This is a genomic window from Paenibacillus polysaccharolyticus (assembly GCF_023714295.1).
Taxonomy (GTDB): domain Bacteria; phylum Bacillota; class Bacilli; order Paenibacillales; family Paenibacillaceae; genus Paenibacillus; species Paenibacillus polysaccharolyticus_A.
This window is the reverse complement of the sequence record NZ_JAMAUN010000014.1, coordinates 58,061-75,257: the sequence shown is the minus strand read 5'-3', so window position 1 is coordinate 75,257 and position 17,197 is coordinate 58,061. Positions and strand designations below refer to the sequence as shown.

The 17,197-nt window shown below is 43.7% G+C and carries 14 protein-coding genes and 2 pseudogenes; 14 read left to right on the top strand and 2 right to left on the bottom strand.

What is annotated here, in order from left to right; genetic code table 11:
* Positions 1-35 precede the first annotated feature (35 nt).
* The 10 genes from xseA to spo0A all read left to right on the top strand — a co-directional run bounded on the left by xseA (position 36) and on the right by spo0A (position 10,888).
* Positions 36-1,349: an exodeoxyribonuclease VII large subunit gene (xseA, locus tag M3629_RS24965; RefSeq protein WP_251511281.1), complete on the top strand. Its 1,314-nt coding sequence runs from the start codon at positions 36-38 to the stop codon at positions 1,347-1,349.
* Positions 1,339-1,596, top strand: a complete 258-nt coding sequence (gene xseB / locus M3629_RS24960; protein WP_090922507.1) for an exodeoxyribonuclease VII small subunit — start codon at positions 1,339-1,341, stop codon at positions 1,594-1,596. Before xseA ends, xseB begins: the two co-directional genes overlap by 11 nt.
* Entirely contained in the window at positions 1,589-2,494 is a 906-nt protein-coding gene (locus M3629_RS24955) for a polyprenyl synthetase family protein (protein ID WP_251511130.1), read from the top strand. Before xseB ends, M3629_RS24955 begins: the two co-directional genes overlap by 8 nt.
* A 283-nt stretch (positions 2,495-2,777) precedes the next feature.
* Positions 2,778-4,685 carry a 1-deoxy-D-xylulose-5-phosphate synthase gene (gene dxs / locus M3629_RS24950; RefSeq protein ID WP_123062251.1) on the top strand — a complete coding sequence of 636 codons (1,908 nt, stop codon included), beginning with the start codon at positions 2,778-2,780 and terminating at the stop codon, positions 4,683-4,685.
* A 30-nt stretch (positions 4,686-4,715) separates the two neighbouring features.
* A complete protein-coding gene (locus M3629_RS24945) occupies positions 4,716-5,561 on the top strand; it encodes a TlyA family RNA methyltransferase (protein ID WP_251511129.1) in 846 nt (281 codons plus the stop codon).
* Between the two features lie 86 nt (positions 5,562-5,647).
* Positions 5,648-6,133: a hypothetical protein gene (locus M3629_RS24940; protein ID WP_251511128.1), complete on the top strand. Its 486-nt coding sequence runs from the start codon at positions 5,648-5,650 to the stop codon at positions 6,131-6,133.
* 90 nt (positions 6,134-6,223) lie between these two features.
* Entirely contained in the window at positions 6,224-6,673 is a 450-nt protein-coding gene (ahrC, locus tag M3629_RS24935; protein WP_090922497.1) for a transcriptional regulator AhrC/ArgR, read from the top strand.
* 23 nt (positions 6,674-6,696) lie between these two features.
* Complete coding sequence (gene recN, locus M3629_RS24930) at positions 6,697-8,415, top strand: DNA repair protein RecN (RefSeq protein ID WP_251511127.1); 1,719 nt, start codon at positions 6,697-6,699, stop codon at positions 8,413-8,415.
* A 120-nt stretch (positions 8,416-8,535) separates the two neighbouring features.
* Positions 8,536-9,864, top strand: a complete 1,329-nt coding sequence (spoIVB, locus tag M3629_RS24925) for a SpoIVB peptidase (protein WP_251511126.1) — start codon at positions 8,536-8,538, stop codon at positions 9,862-9,864.
* 205 nt (positions 9,865-10,069) lie between these two features.
* Positions 10,070-10,888, top strand: coding sequence for a sporulation transcription factor Spo0A (spo0A, locus tag M3629_RS24920; RefSeq protein WP_251511125.1), 819 nt, complete (start codon positions 10,070-10,072; stop codon positions 10,886-10,888).
* A gap of 421 nt (positions 10,889-11,309) precedes the next feature.
* Here the strand turns inward: spo0A and M3629_RS24915 are convergent, their stop codons facing one another.
* Complete coding sequence (locus M3629_RS24915; RefSeq protein ID WP_251511124.1) at positions 11,310-12,062, bottom strand: hypothetical protein; 753 nt, start codon at positions 12,060-12,062, stop codon at positions 11,310-11,312.
* 400 nt (positions 12,063-12,462) lie between these two features.
* On the opposite strand from M3629_RS24915, the pseudogene M3629_RS28870 reads away from it, so the two are divergent.
* A pseudogene (locus M3629_RS28870) lies at positions 12,463-12,549 on the top strand (sporulation transcription factor Spo0A); the annotation flags it as partial.
* 287 nt (positions 12,550-12,836) lie between these two features.
* Entirely contained in the window at positions 12,837-13,799 is a 963-nt protein-coding gene (locus M3629_RS24905) for a GGDEF domain-containing protein (protein ID WP_251511122.1), read from the top strand.
* 320 nt (positions 13,800-14,119) lie between these two features.
* Here M3629_RS24905 and M3629_RS24900 read toward each other — a convergent pair whose 3' ends face one another.
* Positions 14,120-14,935 (bottom strand): hypothetical protein, encoded by an 816-nt coding sequence (locus tag M3629_RS24900; RefSeq protein WP_251511121.1) that lies wholly within the window; start codon positions 14,933-14,935, stop codon positions 14,120-14,122.
* Positions 14,936-15,133: 198 nt separating this feature from the next.
* Here M3629_RS24900 and M3629_RS24895 point away from each other — a divergent pair, with 198 nt between their 5' ends.
* Both M3629_RS24895 and M3629_RS28865 read left to right on the top strand, forming a co-directional pair.
* Entirely contained in the window at positions 15,134-16,600 is a 1,467-nt protein-coding gene (locus M3629_RS24895; protein WP_251511120.1) for an AraC family transcriptional regulator, read from the top strand.
* A pseudogene (locus tag M3629_RS28865) lies at positions 16,557-17,084 on the top strand (ABC transporter substrate-binding protein). Before M3629_RS24895 ends, M3629_RS28865 begins: the two are co-directional and overlap by 44 nt.
* Positions 17,085-17,197: the final 113 nt, after the last annotated feature.

Below are 17,197 nucleotides of genomic sequence, written 5' to 3'. Positions count from 1 at the left end.
TCTATTCTATTAAAGACCTGAACCGATATATCCGGATGAAACTGGAATCGGATCAGGTTCTGTCGGACGTCTGGCTGCGCGGAGAAATATCCAATTTCACGCATCACTCCAGCGGCCATATGTATTTTACGTTAAAGGACAAGGATAGTCGGATCAAATCCATCATGTTTGCTTCGCATAACCAGCGTTTGCCCTTTGTACCAAAGGAGGGGGCAAGGGTTATTGCGCGTGGCAACGTTTCGGTATATGAACGTGACGGGCAGTATCAATTTTATGCGACACATATGCAACCAGATGGTATAGGCAGTCTGTATCTGGCCTATGAGCAGCTAAAAAAGAAACTGGAAGACGAAGGATTGTTCTCTCCTGCTCGCAAAAGACCTATCCCAAGTTATCCAGAAACGATTGGTGTTGTAACATCTCCTACAGGAGCGGCAGTTCGTGACATTATAATCACACTGCAACGAAGGTATCCATCGGCTAAAGTTGTATTGTACCCGGTGCTTGTTCAAGGCAAAGGGGCTGCACCATCCATCGTCAAGGCAATAAACAACTTTAATCATATGGCTGAAGCAGATGTGCTTATTGTAGGACGGGGCGGTGGATCACTCGAAGAACTGTGGGCTTTTAATGAAGAAATTGTAGCTCGAGCCATCGCAGCTTCAACCATTCCAGTAATATCTGCGGTTGGGCATGAAACGGACTTTACGATTGCAGACTTTGCTTCCGATTTACGTGCTGCGACACCAACAGCGGCAGCGGAACTTGCTGTGCCGAATCGTGCAGAGCTGATGGAACAAATTGCACGAAGACAGCGCCAGTTACAAAACAGTCTGAAGCAACGTGCTGTATATCATCGTGAACGCCTAACTCGTCTTCAGCGCTCCCCGGTGCTGGTGCATCCGCGCAGAACGTTGATGCAGCATACAGAACGTCTGGATATGTTACATCAACGCTTGCATCGAAGTGTGGATACACGAATGAAATGGACGGGAGAAAAACAAGAACGGTTGCGGACAGCTTTACAGCGGTTTAATCCTCGGGAACAAGTGAATACAGCACGCCGGGATAATGCAGCTGCTCGTAAGCAACTTGAACTTGCGATGAGATCAATTACACGTAGCAAGCAACAACAGTGGAAGTCACTGGTAAGGCATCTCGATGCACTTAGTCCGCTGAAGGTAATGTCACGTGGTTATAGTCTTGTCTACGATGAGCAGGAACAGCAATTGATTAAATCCATAAATGATGTACAGCCGGGCGACTCGGTGAAGATCAAATTAGCGGACGGACAGCTGGACTGTCAGGTCTGGGGAATGAAGGAGGACAACAACATCCATGGCGAATGAACCGGAACTGAATTTTGAAGAGGCAATGGCGGCATTAGAAGACATCGTGGGTCAGCTGGAGCATGGGGATGTTCCTCTGGAGCAAGCGATTGATTTGTTTCAGCGCGGAATGAAACTTTCCCAGTTATGTGGCCTGAAGCTGGAACAAGTGGAACGTAAGATCGAGATGATCGTAGAAGAAGATGGGGAGCTTCGCAAGAAGCCTTTTGGCACGGCTGACGAGGAGAGCGGTGAGATCAATGAGTAACCGTCTTTCATTCGAAGCGTATCTTCAGGAAGTAACTGGAGATGTTACGGAAGCGCTGAAACACAACCTTCCCGAGCATTGGGATGTACCTCGTTCGCTCACGGAATCGATGCAGTATTCATTAATGGCTGGAGGTAAACGCCTTCGTCCACTTCTGGTCGTTGCTGCGGCGGAAGCCTTCGGCGCGGAGCGTACAGCTGCGATGCCGGTAGCCTGCGCCGTGGAGATGGTTCATACGTATTCGTTGATCCACGACGACTTGCCTGCGATGGATAATGATGATTATCGTAGGGGAAAATTAACGAATCACAAAGTATATGGCGAAGCGACAGCCATTCTTGCGGGAGATGCACTGCTGACCCACGCTTTCTACAGCATTGTTCAGACAGGACGTCAAAGCGGAGTGAATGCTGATGCTCTGTTAGCTATTGTCCAGGATTTAGCTGAACTTGCAGGAGCCAGAGGCATGGTTGGTGGCCAGGTTGCTGATATGGAAGGCGAGCAAGGGTTGACCGATTTGTCTCAGCTTCAATATATTCATCTGCATAAAACAGGTGATCTGATTGTCTTCTCCCTCCTTGCAGGTGCTCGCATCGGCGGGGCTACAGAAGGACAGTTGGAGGCGCTAAGTGTATTTGGGCGGGATTTAGGACTTGCATTCCAGATTCAGGATGACATTTTAGACCTGACGGGTGACGAGCAAAAGATGGGAAAAAAAACGCAAAGTGACGTGAATCAGCAGAAGGTAACTTATCCGTACTTTATCGGAATGGAAGCTTCCCTTGCAGAAGTGAAATCCCTCACACAATCCGCTAAAGATGCACTTGAACGAGCGCAATTGCCGGATGCTTCAAGGTTAATGGAGATTGCCGATTATCTGATGAGCCGTGACCATTAACATTTAACTTAGGCAGCTGATTCAATGTGAAATGAACAGTGTAATGATAGTAATGGCTTCTTTATGCCAATAAACGAAAGCTTCTTCCATGATTGGAGAATACATAATTAGAGAGCTTCGGATATGAATCGAAGCGAACGACTCCTGATTGGCTGAAGCGGGCTGTAAATTATGATTCTTGTTCATTTATGGTATAATGATTCAATGTTATTCCATCCATTACACTCAATAAATGATATATATCTAATAAACAACAACATTCTAGGAAAGCGGGGAGATTCTCGTGCTGCTTCCACAAATTAAACAACCCAGTGATCTAAAGGTGATGTCCCAGGATGATCTTGTCCTTTTGTCGGCAGAGATCCGCCAGTTTCTGATTGAGAAGCTGTCTGCTACAGGCGGGCATCTTGCACCGAACTTAGGAGTGGTTGAGCTCACCGTGGCCCTGCACTACTGCTACAACAGTCCAACGGATAAAATGATTTTTGATGTGGGACACCAGGCTTATGTGCATAAAGTTTTGACGGGGCGGATGGATCGCTTTGATACGTTGCGTCAACAGAACGGATTATGCGGATTTGTCAAACGGAATGAAAGTGAACATGATGTATGGGAAGCCGGACACAGTAGCACTTCATTGTCTGCTGCCATGGGTATGGCTATGGCTCGTGATCTGAAAGGTGAGGATAATCAGGTTATCGCCATCATTGGAGACGGAGCGCTTACAGGCGGTATGGCGTTTGAAGCACTGAACCATATCGGACATGAACAGCGTAAGCTGATGGTTATTCTCAATGATAATGAGATGTCTATCGCACCCAATGTGGGAGCCATGCATAAATACTTGAGTAAAATTCGTTCAGATCGTCATTACTTGAAAGCCAAAGATGATGTGGAAGGTATTCTCAAAAAAATTCCGGCCATTGGTGATCGTCTGGCGAAATCGGCGAGCTGGATTAAGGATAGTGTCAAATATATGATGGTTCCTGGTGTTCTTTTTGAAGAACTGGGTTTCACGTATTTGGGCCCGATCGATGGGCATGACATCCCGCAACTGATTGAGGCTTTCAAACAGGCTGACAATGTGGATGGTCCTGTAATGGTCCATGTGCTCACAACCAAAGGCAAAGGTTATCAGCCTGCCGAGGCGGATTCGCATAAGTGGCACGGAATTTCGCCATATAAAATTGAATCAGGTCAAGTGCTCAAAGCCGTTGGAAAACCGATGTACACCGAAGTGTTTGGTCAGACGCTCGTTGAACTAGCGAAAGAGGATAAACGTATCGTTGCGGTTACCCCTGCAATGCCTACAGGTTCAGGTCTAATTCCTTTCAGCAAAGAGTTTCCGGATCGCATGATTGATGTGGGGATCGCAGAACAGCATGCTGCTACGATGTGTGCGGCACTGGCCATGGAAGGGTTAAAACCGGTTTATGCGGTATACTCTACGTTCATGCAACGTGCATATGATCAGATCGTTCATGACATCTGTCGTCATAATGCAAATGTTATATTTGCAATTGACCGCGCAGGTTTTGTTGGACCTGACGGCGAGACCCATCAGGGGGTATACGATGTTGCGTTTATGCGTCACATTCCGAATATCGTACTTATGATGCCAAAAGATGAGAACGAACTGCGCCATATGATGAAAACGGCGCTGGATTATAATGAAGGTCCAATCGCGTATCGTTACCCGCGTAACAATGTGGTCGGCGTACCATTGGATGATGTGTTAGTTCCGATTCCAATCGGATCCTGGGAACAGTTACGTCCAGCTGAAGGATACGCGATTATCGCTTCGGGTTCCATGGTTCAGCTGGCTGAGGAAGTTGCAGATACGGTGAAACGGGAAGGAATAAATACTGGAGTCATCAATGCTCGTTTCCTCAAACCATTGGACGAACAGATGCTACGTGATTTGGCTGTCCGGGGGACAAAGCTAATTGTGCTTGAAGAAACCTCTCAGGCAGGCAGCATGGGAAGTGCGGTATTGGAGTTCTATGCTGAACAAGGTATACATGATGTTCATGTGCATCTGATGGGCATCCCTGATCGGTTTATCGAACATGGCAGCATCAAGGAACAACGTGAAGAAGTTGGCCTGACGGTGGAGAATGTAAGTGCCGAATTACGCAAAATGGCCGTTCAATCTTCATACGGAATGTCCAAAACACGTTTCCCTTCCTAAATTAGAATGATTAGCGGATAGGAGAAAGACATGTCACTCCCGAAAGAACGAATCGATGTGCTGCTGGTGGAACAGGGCTATTACGAAAGCCGTGAGAAGGCAAAAGCTGCGATTATGGCTGGACTTGTGTATGCCAATAATGAACCGATTGAAAAAGCAGGCATGAAAATTCCAAGGGATGCTCAGCTGAAGGTAAAAGGTTCAGTGCATCCTTATGTAGGCAGAGGCGGACTAAAGCTTGAAAAAGCGATTCGTCATTTCAACCTGAATATGAATGATCTTGTCATGTTGGATATCGGTTCATCCACTGGTGGTTTTACGGATTGTGCTCTTCAACATGGTGCATCCCACGTATATGCCATTGATGTAGGGTATAATCAACTGGACTGGTCACTGCGTAATGATGAGCGGGTCACTGTAATGGAACGTACGAATTTCCGTTATGTGACACCTGAGGATCTGAGTGGTCCTGTGCCAAACTTTGCAAGCATTGACGTATCCTTTATTTCCTTGCGGATTATACTTCCACCGCTCCTCGCTTTGTTGCAGCGGCCTGCGGATATTGTGGCTCTAATTAAACCACAGTTTGAGGCGGGGCGGGATAAAGTGGGGAAATCCGGCGTTGTCCGAGACCCGAAAGTGCACAAAGATGTATTGCAGACCATGCTTCATTTTGCAAGTCAGCTTGGCTTACATCTGAAAGGTCTGACCTTCTCACCGATTACGGGTGGTGAAGGGAATATCGAATTTCTCGCACACTGGCGTCTGGAAGCACCAGAAGCCGCACAACCAGAGAACGACGAGGTTTCACTTGATGCACTTGCAGAGCAGGTAGCCAAAGAAGCCGCTCATACTTTTACGGGGAACTCATCATAAGATGGGTTTCTTTTCGCTGGAAAGATGTTTTGGCATAAAGGAAAACGGGTGTTCGATCTCGAATATATCACTTGAGGTGAGCGGTAATGGATGGTCAATATGACACAATCGTTATTGGTGTGTTTGCTGTCTGTTTAATCGTATGGTTGTTCCTGGGACTGCGTAGCTGGCTGAATCGACCGATTCCGGTAAGCTTTGCGGAGTTGAGACTTAATGAAAACATTCAAGATTCTCCTGCACTGACTTTACTTGAGACCAATGGATATGACGTGATTGGCGGGAAAATGAAAGTACCTCTAGCCTTCGAGGCAGATAATTCAGTGTTATACAGCAGGTTGTTTATTGATTATGTTGCGGAGCGGGAGGATGCAAGGTATTTGGTCAAAACTTCCCGTCGCAGGCAACCGCTTGAACGAAGCGGACCTGCCATTAGGGATCGTTTTCTTCCTTATTTATTATTGTACCCTGGATGTGAAGGATTGCTTTATGTAGATCTGGAGGATTCCGATATAATGGTAATCAGACTTATGGATTATCAAGAAGACGTGTATGATGGAGAGGATCTGGATTAATATATAATAAGTTTGAAATACGGCATGATAAAGCATTACGGCTGAGGTCAAAGCCGCATCTTTGCAATACATTTTTAATTGGAGGCATGTATGAAAGGACAACGACATATCAAGATTCGTGAAATAATTAGCCAAAATGAAATAGAGACCCAGGATGATCTGGTTGAAGCATTGCGACAAGCGGGTTTTCAAGTGACACAAGCAACGGTATCGCGGGATATTAAAGAGCTGCTTTTAATCAAAATTCCAATGGATGATGGACGATATAAATATTCTCTGCCAACCGATCAGCGCTACAATCCAATTCAAAAGCTCAAGCGTGCTCTCGTGGATAACTTCCTGCACATTGATCACACCAACAATCTTGTGGTGATGAAATGTTTGCCGGGAACAGCGAACTCCATTGCAGCATTGCTCGACAATATTGAGTGGACTGAAGTAATGGGCACGATCTGTGGAGATGACACGATCCTTATTATCTGTCGTACAGAAGACAACAGTGTCACTGTCATCGAGCGCATCATGGGATATATTGCTTAAATCAGCCGGAGGTGTTTTTGCAGATGTTAGTTACATTATCGATTCGCAATCTCGCCGTGGTGGAAGAAGTTGATGTGGTCTTTCATCCGGGATTTCATGTGTTGTCTGGGGAAACCGGTGCAGGTAAATCCATTATCATTGATGCTCTCGGTTTGATCGCGGGAGGACGGAGCTCCGCCGATCTAATTCGGTACGGATGTGACAAAGCAGAGATGGAAGCGCTGTTTGAGATGGAACCCAGTCATCCGGTGTGGAATACGCTTGAGCAGCTGGGTATACATTGTGAGCCGGAGGAACATCTGGTGATTCGGCGTGAATTGAACACGCAGGGTAAAAGTACATCGCGGATTAACGGACAGCTTGTGAATTTGACGATGCTACGCGAAGTGGGCGAGAAGCTGATCAACATTCATGGTCAGCATGAGCATCAGAGTCTGCTTCGTGCAGAAAGTCATCTCGGATTGCTGGATACGTATGGCTCCGATATAATCGGCCCCGTCAAAGCTAAATATCAGGAACGATACGGCAAGTTTATCGCGGCAGAGAAGGAATTGCGGGCACTACAGGAGTCAAGCCAGCGGGCTTACCAACTTCTGGATATGTACCGTTTTCAACTGGAAGAGATCGCTGCGGCTAGCCTTACCCAAGGAGAAGATGAATTACTTGGCGAAGAACGGGTCAAACTATCCCATAGCGAGAAAATGATGGACAGTGTCTCAGGTGCATACGATTTACTGAGTGGACAACGCGGATTAGAAGCGATAAGCATAGCGTTATCCCAAATTGAGGATATCTCTGGATATGACAGCAAAAAATTGCAGCCAATTGTGGAGCAACTGCAGTCTGCTTTTTATCAATTGGAAGACGTCACCTTTCAACTGCGAGATTACCGGGAACGAATTGAATTTAATCCTGGCAGACTGGAAGAAGTCGAGCAACGATTAAATCTAATCTCGGGACTAAGACGTAAATATGGAGACAGTGTAGAACTTATTTTAAATTATTATGAACAGATCAGCCATGAGACTGACCAGCTTGAGAATAAGGATGAGCGTTTGGAGAAGCTTCGGACGGAGCGTGACAAATTGCTTGTGCACGTTATGGAATCGGCTGAGGAACTAAGCAAAGTGCGCAAGCAATGTGCAGAGGAACTGGCCGCTCAGGTAGAGAGTGAGCTCAAGGATCTACAGATGGAACGAACGTCATTGCGTGTTCAGATCGTGCCTGCTGAAGATCCGAAGGGCATCGAATGGAATGGACGCCGTATCCGGTTGAGTCGCCAAGGTGCGGACAATGCGGAATTCCTGATCTCTCCTAACCCGGGTGAGCCTCTTAGACCATTAGGTAAAATCGCTTCGGGCGGAGAATTATCCAGAATCATGCTGGCGATGAAGAGCATTTTTGCTCGTCATGACCGCATTCCGGTTTTGATTTTTGACGAGGTGGATACAGGAGTCAGCGGCCGGGCGGCGCAATCCATCGCGGAGAAGCTTCATCGTCTGTCTTCGACGTGTCAAGTATTCTCCATTACACACTTGCCACAAGTAGCATGTATGGCGGATCATCAGTATTTGATCGAGAAACATGTTTACGACGGTCGTACGATGACTCAAGTGGAATCGCTCTCCGAGGAAGGCCGAGTGAAGGAATTGGCGCGTATGCTCGGTGGTGTGGAAATTACAGAAAAAACATTGCATCATGCGCAAGAAATGTTGAATTTGGCGGAAGCCAAAAAAGGGTGAAACGAACGGCTGGCGTAATGATTGACAGTAATAAAAGCCTGGGGGCAGGGTTATCTTATAGGTACGCAATTGGCGACCACCTTTCGTCAAGCGAAAGAAGCAAAGGGAGTGTGACAGCCATTGAATTCCCCCCTCAGGAAAAAATTGCTAGGTCTTTTATTTGCCTTCTTTCTATGTGTACTTAGCCAGGTTGTACAGCCGATGCAAAGTTATGCTTCCCTCCCTGATGAAGTGCAGGTCTTCGCGGGCAGGCAAGCAGACGTCAGGCTGGCAGTACCGGCCACTTCAAGCGCTGTCGTAGATCGGCCTGATATTGTGGGACTGGATCATCAGTCTGCGCTCAAGGTTACTCGTCAGGAACCTTTACATCTTCATCCCCAGCAGACGGGACATGCTAAACTAACCTTGAAGCTATGGGGGAAAATTCCCGTCAAAACGGTTAATGTAAACGTAATTCCTGATCTGCGTGTTGTTCCAGGGGGTCAAACGATTGGCGTCAAAGTTAAATCTGCAGGGATTCTGGTTGTTGGGCATCATCTCGTTCGTTCTAATCAGGATGAACAAAAATCACCAGGTGAAGCGGCAGGGATCAAATTAGGTGACTTGATTACGCATATGGATGGCAAACGTCTGGATGGTGTAGCGGGTGTATCCGAGGCCGTAGAGCTTGCTGGTAAACGTAATCAAGGTATTGATGTTGTATTAAAACGGGGTAATGAAACCATTAAAACCAAGTTAACCCCGGCGTATGATGCAGAAGATAAAGCGTGGAGGCTGGGATTGTACATTCGAGACTCGGCAGCTGGTGTAGGTACGCTTACCTTCTATGCACCTGATCAAGGCGTTTATGGGGCATTAGGTCATGTCATTACGGACATGAATACTCAGACCTCCATCGTTGTAGGCAGTGGACAAATTGTGCAGTCTAATGTAACGTCCATCTCCAAAAGTGAAACCGGTGATCCGGGTGAGAAAAGAGCCCATTTTCTCAAAGAAAGCAAAATTTTAGGAAACATTGAGCGAAATACGGCTTTTGGTATCTTCGGTAAGATGTCTCAGAATCCGGAACATAGTCTGTATTCGCAAGGAATTCCTGTCGCTTTTTCACATGAAGTGAAGGAGGGGCCGGCTGAAATTTTGACTGTTGTGGATGGTCAACAGGTTGAACGATTCAGTATCGATATTGTGCATGTGGCCGATCAATCTGAGCCAGCTACAAAAGGGCTGGTATTGCGTATTACAGACCCTAAATTGATCGATAAGACGGGTGGCATCGTTCAAGGTATGAGTGGTAGCCCGATCGTTCAAGATGGCAAGCTTATTGGCGCAGTGACTCATGTCTTTGTGAATGATCCGAAATCCGGTTATGGGTGCTTCATTGAATGGATGCTTCAAGATGCAGGCGTGATGATGAAAAAAGATCAAGCGAAAAACCTTAAGGCTGGTTAAACAGCTTTAAGGTTTTTTTTGTCGAAAGTAAACATATTATATCATATGCTGAAATAAAATATTTATTATAAAGGATCAAGAAAAAAAAATAAAGAAAAATAATTTTCGACAGAAGGAATTTCACTTGGTGTGTCGAAAATTTAACGTGTAAGGAAATGTACGAAATTGTAAAATACGAGGTTTTAAATAAAAGGAGGATACCGTTTTGCAAAAAATTGAGGTATTGCTGGCCGATGATAACCGTGAATTTACGAATTTGCTCGCCGAATATATATCCGAACAGGAAGATATGGAAGTAACTGGTATTGCATACAACGGTGAAGAAGTACTGCAACTGCTGGAACAAACTCGGGATGTACCGGATGTATTAATTCTGGATATTATCATGCCTCATCTGGATGGACTCGGCGTGTTAGAACGTCTACGCGGCTTGAACCTGTCTCCGCAGCCCAAAGTAATCATGCTCACTGCATTCGGCCAGGAAAACATCACACAGCGTGCTGTGCAACTCGGAGCTTCCTATTACATTCTCAAGCCATTTGACATGGAAGTACTGGCTAATCGGGTGCGTCAGCTAGTGGGCACACAAACGACAATGCCTACAAGCAGCGGTTCTTCTTCTTCCTCCATGTATATCAATAAATCTAATGTAGTACCGATGGGCAAACACAAAAATCTGGATGCCAGCATTACGTCAATCATACATGAAATCGGAGTTCCTGCGCATATTAAAGGATATCAGTATTTGCGGGAAGCCATCACGATGGTATACAACAATATCGAAATCTTGGGTGCGATCACCAAAACATTGTACCCAGCGATTGCCGAAAAATTCAAAACGACGCCGTCCCGCGTCGAACGTGCGATCCGTCACGCCATCGAAGTGGCGTGGACACGCGGCAACATCGACAGCATTAGCCACCTGTTTGGTTACACGATCAACATCAGCAAGTCGAAACCGACGAACTCGGAATTCATCGCGATGGTCGCTGACAAGCTGAGAATCGAGCATAAGGTTAGCTGAACTGATGAGCTGTAAGATTTTGAGGGTATTAAGGATTACAGTTTAGTTGCGGCTATAAAAAATAAGGACGTTTTGAGCCGATAATATCGAATAAATAATACAACAAAAACCACTTGTTTATGGGATTTCTACAATCACATAAACAAGTGGTATTTCTTATCGACAAATTTATGCTTTGTATCAGTTCGAAAAATCTTTTCCGCAAGACCTCGGCTTCCTTTGTTTGGTGTATGATTTTCGAAATCTGGCGAAGGTCAAGCCAAATCAAGTCTATATTTATTTCAAAAAAAGAGGAAATTCTCAACGTAAATTAAATAAAACTGACACCGTAAGATTAACGACGTCAGTTCGAGACATAATGTTTTACAATGTTTTGAATTAAGATATTAAAATCAGAATTCAATGAGATGTTCTTTTCTTTTTATCCTTGTATCCATGATGTAACAGCAATGGATGATGGCTTTGGTTCAAGGTATGTTGCTCCACCCAAAAGCGTATCAACGAAGAGCCCTTTTTGATAAACTTGACCATACGTTGATTTATAAATTGGATAGCCAACTCCTATACCTGTTTTACCTCCGGGGACATTCATAGGAACCATTACGGATGTGGATACGCCCATTTGTTCATTAAGAGTACGACCAAACTCTGCCGCAACAAACTCTTTAACTCCGATGCTGAGAGAAGTTTGTACCTCTACTGATACACTTTCGTTTGCAGCTATCGAAATTTCTACACCATTGCATGACTGAGTTTTCGGTTTATTGCAAAAGTATTTGCCTCTCGCAATTTCAGTCCAACCATCAACACTTTGGGTTGGACTGTTTACAAGTTTGAAACCCCAAATGTTCTGTGGACTAATAGAGTCATCTTGCTCTTTTACAGGATCTCGAGGGTTATCAAATTCATTGTTTACTATTTGAATTGAAACCAACTTTGCGCTTTCGGAAGGCTTTTCAAGTCCGTATTTCTCAATAAGTTCTTCCTGATTATTTTCTGTAGCGTAAACAGTGGTGTTTTCTTTAATTGGTTCCCCATTTAGGTAAACATAGCCAGAAATTTCACCAGAATTTACGGGGATCAGCTCTTTTTCGGAAGCACTGGCTAGACTGTAAAAAGTAGCAGATAAAGCCAAGACTGAAGAAGCGAGGACCAGAGATAATTTCTGCTTCAATTTTTTAGTCCTCCTTTTAATATTATGTACTAATAATATCCAATTGGAATAGTATATTCAACATATATTTGTAAATATAACTAATCTCTTGGAAGTAATAAGAGTCAACCTATTATTTTTCATTAAAATGATTTTTTCCACATGAATATATTGACCAACGTTAAGTTATATAGAAGTGTATAAACTGCTACCCAGCTATTGCCGAAAAAATTCAAATGATGCAGTACAAATTGAACTTGCGATCCGTCACGCCATTGATCTGGCATGGACCTGAGGGCATCAGTGACAGCATTAGCCACCTGGATGTTTTGCTAAAGCCCAATAAATATCCGAATTTTTAATGTATTTCTATATTTGATTTAATAGACATTACAAACTAACAATGCTACATCCTTATTACGAGAGCATCAGCAAGTCGAAACCGACGAACTCCGAGTTCATCGCGATGATTGCTGACAAGCTGAGAATTGAGCATAAGGTTAGCTGAAAAACTTCGGAATAAAAATAACGTACACCTCTTCGTACAATCGCTTCCAAGCGAATGTCGGAGGGGTGTGTTTTATTTTGAAACAGAATGTGCTGTGTTATCTACTCAGCTTGCAAAGGTCGACATGCGACTTTTTACCTAAAATAATGCAGTTGTGAGCCAAGGATGGGTGTCTTTTCGAAAAAATTTACCTGAAGTTAACGCTTTTTTAGGTAAAAAGTGGTACGATGTGACCACGGATAGATCAAAAGTGACATGGTTGACGATATGGCGAGGGGTTGATTTATGTGTTTACTCAGATAGGTGAAATTGCTGAACCGATTCCAGTCGTACTGCCAGAAACCAAGTGTGATGCCTTATATCAACTGTTTAAATCCAATCCAAATCTGGAGGGTGTAGCGGTTGAAGGGAAAAAAGGAATTTCATTGATGATGCGAACACGTTTTTTTCAACAGATCGGCTCACAATATGGTTACAATCTCTACATGGGGCGTCCTGTGAAGCTGCTTATGAACGTAAACGCACTGGTCGTAGATTATTCGGAACAAATTACAGATGTCAGCGTGGCGGCGATGAAGCGTGAAGATGCGGATCTGTATGATCTGGTTCTAGTGACATCAGGAGATCGATTCCATGGGGCAGTGAGTATTCGGCGGTTGTTGCTGGCGGTTGCGGATGTTCGAGCAGAAATGGCTATTTTTATGAACCCGTTAACGGGGCTTCCCGGCAATCGAATTATAGATGACCGATTAGTTCAGGTGCTTAAACAGGATCAGTTCAGTGTTCTTTATATTGATCTGGATCAGTTCAAATCGTATAACGATAGTTATGGTTTCAAAATGGGGGACGAGCTTATCCAAGCAACGGCCACTTTACTCCGTGAGCATTTTGGGGTAGCAGAGGCTTTTCTTGGACATATCGGCGGGGATGATTTTATCGCAATCCTGAACCACCATCAGTATAAGCGGGTCTGTGAAGAAGTCATTTCCCAGTTTGAAGAGTTGAAGAAAAATTTCTACAATGAACAGGACTGGAACAATCAGTATGTGATGGGTGAAGGCCGCTCGGGCTTGAATCGACCTATTCCGTTGGTCTCCGTATCCATTGCTGTTGTAACCAATCTATATCAACGATATGAAAATATTAATCAGATTATTGATGAAGCTACACGTGTGAAAAAAAGCTGCAAATCCATCAATGGCAGCATCATTTGTTCGAATGACATGGAGGGGGAGGCTGTGCGGAGTTAGCTTGACAAAAATTAGATATTACATAAACTAATGTTTAGTTTAGGGGAAAATTAACTATCTTGAATTGAAGCTTAAATACATGCAAACCAAAAGAGCCTGAGTCACGTTCAATGGTGAATGACAAAAAACGCCGAGATTTGGGAGAACACGTCCCAAAAAACAGCGGTTGTCTAATTAGAACTTTATAGATGATTCATAGTCACAGGTGTTAAGTTATAAAGGATCGTTTCGTGATATAAAAGATAATATTAAACTGGCTTAGAATATGTATAATTGCATTCATTCTACATCCGGATATGGCCAAACGTATTCTTTCTCCCTTAGATACGAATGTCTACTGAAAAATAAGCCGAAGAAGCAGATGCACTTGCGTTGCTTGGTACAGAGTTGCTTACTCGTCCCTGTCCTGCAGTTTCGTTATCGGCCGTACCGTCTTTCAGCTTAGATACAGCCGATTTCCCACGGTCAATCTCTTGAGAATCTTCCTTGGACGAAGCTATAGATGAGGGAAGTTGTCCAGCATTGTGACGTCCAGGCTTATAAATTTCGTCTGCCAACTCTCCGAGCTTATGATTTGTTTTACTTATGTGGGACTCTAAATCCTGCACCACTTCTCTTTTTTTCTGAAAAACGGTACGTTCAGCGTTTTCCAGCATTTGCGTTTTGCCAAGATCGCTGTGTGTATCGTTCTCCAGCACAATCCGGTCAAACCGGGTTTCCCCCTCAATCGTATGTATAGAATTTTGCATTTTTTCTCGTAAACCAACTAACTTTCCCAACTGATCGTACGTCTGACTATGCTTGATAAGATGATTCATCGACGGCGTTTGTGGCTGTTCTTCCGGCTTGGATTGTTGTTGCGACGCTTGCTGATTCTGTTTTACTTTGTTTTTCTCTTCCATTTCTTCTGCTTTGATCTGGGCAATACGACTATCAACCTGCCCAATAGAACTGGTTAGAGATTTTATGCGTTCTGCCTTTGTTTTGATATCAAGCTCATCATTAGATTGAACAACCTGAATTTGTTCATTCAATTTTACTTTTTGCTGCATTAGTCCTTGAATTTCTTTATCTCGGTTTGAGGTGGGGTTGGCTGGTGTGAAGCTGTTTTTGGTTGCAGATGAGATTGGATTCATTTTACCTTCTCCCTCTTTAGTATGGTCAGGGTCTTTTATACATATATCGGTTGATATAGGCGAGAAATTAAGCTTCTTTCTGCTCAGAACAAATATACTTTACGTAAAGTATTGCGAACTTCATCCGTATAATTGATAATGGTTATCAACAAAAGGAAGCAAAGATATAATCTATATAAAAGGAGTAGGGTTAGTCTCATGTGGGATGAATATTATTTACTCTGGAATTATGCTGCAGTGAATATAGCAGATATTCGTTATGTGGAATTCAGAGCGTATGAAGAGATGAAATATAAATTTCCGTCACACACCTTTATTCTCACTTTTCAGGGTGAAGCTGGAGTGACAATTGATAATGTGAATTATGAAGTTAGTCGGATTTATGTTCTCCATGGGGGAAAGGGGAGTGAGTTGGTTATTCAAGCAGGAGAAGCCGGCTTACGATTGTATTACTTAATGTATAGAGCCGAATTGCCTAGAGCGAGAAGAGATTATCTGAAAGAAATAATGGATCGTACCAATCCGTTTCAGATGAATTTTGGCCTTTCACCAGACAAGCCAACCATGGTATATGAACATTTGAAACAGATGCATATTTTGTGGGATTCCAAAAAATTGGATCAACATTTTCTGGCCAAAAGCTTGTTCTATTCCTTTGTGGAGCAGATATTATCACAAGTTTCTCTCGGATCGAAACACAATCGGAGTGTTAAGGAACAGGTTAACAAAATTATTAAAATTATAGAATCTTCTTACGCACAGCCTCTTACGCTTCATACTTTGGCAGAAATGGTAAACACCAGTCCAAGAAGTTTGTCACGCAAGTTTAAGCAATCGGTCGGTACCAGTCCCATCGATTACCTTATCCAGTTTCGTTTATTCAAAGCCAAAGAGATGCTACTGGAAACCGAAGCCACACTGGATGAAATTGCGGCAGGGATTGGTTATCCGGATGGCTATTATTTAGGACGTATATTCAAGAAACATACGGGTCTTTCCCCTATGCAATTCAAGAAAAAATCCTCCATGCCTCTACATTGGCCTGATATGACATCAAACGTGTCTCGAAGTGATATTTCCAGAGGCGGATGTAGGAGGTATGTTTATAGCGATGATGATAATCATTATCAATATAAACGTGGAGGATTAATTCATATGAACAGACAAACAAGAACCGGAATGTTGCTTAGTATGCTCCTGATTCTTACTTTATTGGTAAGTGCCTGCTCTGCGAGCGGTGCCAATAGTAACGGGGGAGAAGCATCAGGAAGCAATAGTTCCCAGACCAAAGTAACAGCGGGGAACGAAAGCAAACCATCTAAAGTACGAACGATTTCAACGGTGAAGGGAAGCATCACTATTCCGGATGAACCTAAACGCATTGTGGTCGACCTATATTTGGGAAGCCTTATTGCTTTGGGAATCAAGCCAGTGGGTACACCCGAATTAAACCTCAAGAATCCTTATTTTATTGACTCACTAGAAGGTGTTCAAAATATTGGGGAATATGAAACGATTTCTCTTGAAAAAGTGTTAGAGCTTGAACCCGATTTGATTGTGACAGGCAATCCTGAATTATATGACTCGTTTAGCAAAATAGCACCTACCCTTGTTATTCCTTATGGAATTCAAAAACACTCACGAAGAAATCACCTATTTCGGTGAAGTGCTGAATAAAAAAGAAGAATCCGAAGCCTGGTTAGCTGATTATGATGCTAGAATTGCAGATGCCAAGAAGCGTGTCAGTGAAGCAATTGATGCATCTGCCGAGGTGTCGGTGATGCAGTTCAATGAAAAAGCTCCATTAGCTTTTGGTGATAATTTTGGTCGCGGAGGTCAGGCCGTTTATAGCGCACTTGGTTTGAATCCTCCTTCAGATAAATAAGAGATTTTAATGAAGGAGCAACTGATAGAAGTTTCATCAGAGGCGATCCCAGAATTTGCGGGAGACTACATTATTCTAACGGCAGATAATCTAACGCTGGAAGAGTTAAAAAGCAAAGCAGTCTGGAGTTCTCTGAATGCAGTTAAGAATGATCGTGTATTTATCTGGAGCCAGGATCGTTCATGGTACTTTGACCCGATCGCAACATTAGATCAAACAGAGGAGCTGGCTAATTGGTTTACAGAGATTTCGGAAAAAAAATAAACGATATGAAATTCGGATAAGATTAAGTATCTGATTGATTATTTTAATATTAGCATGAATATGGGCGATCTCCAGTTTCATTTTAAATACGGTTGTTTCAGCATTTTGTAACA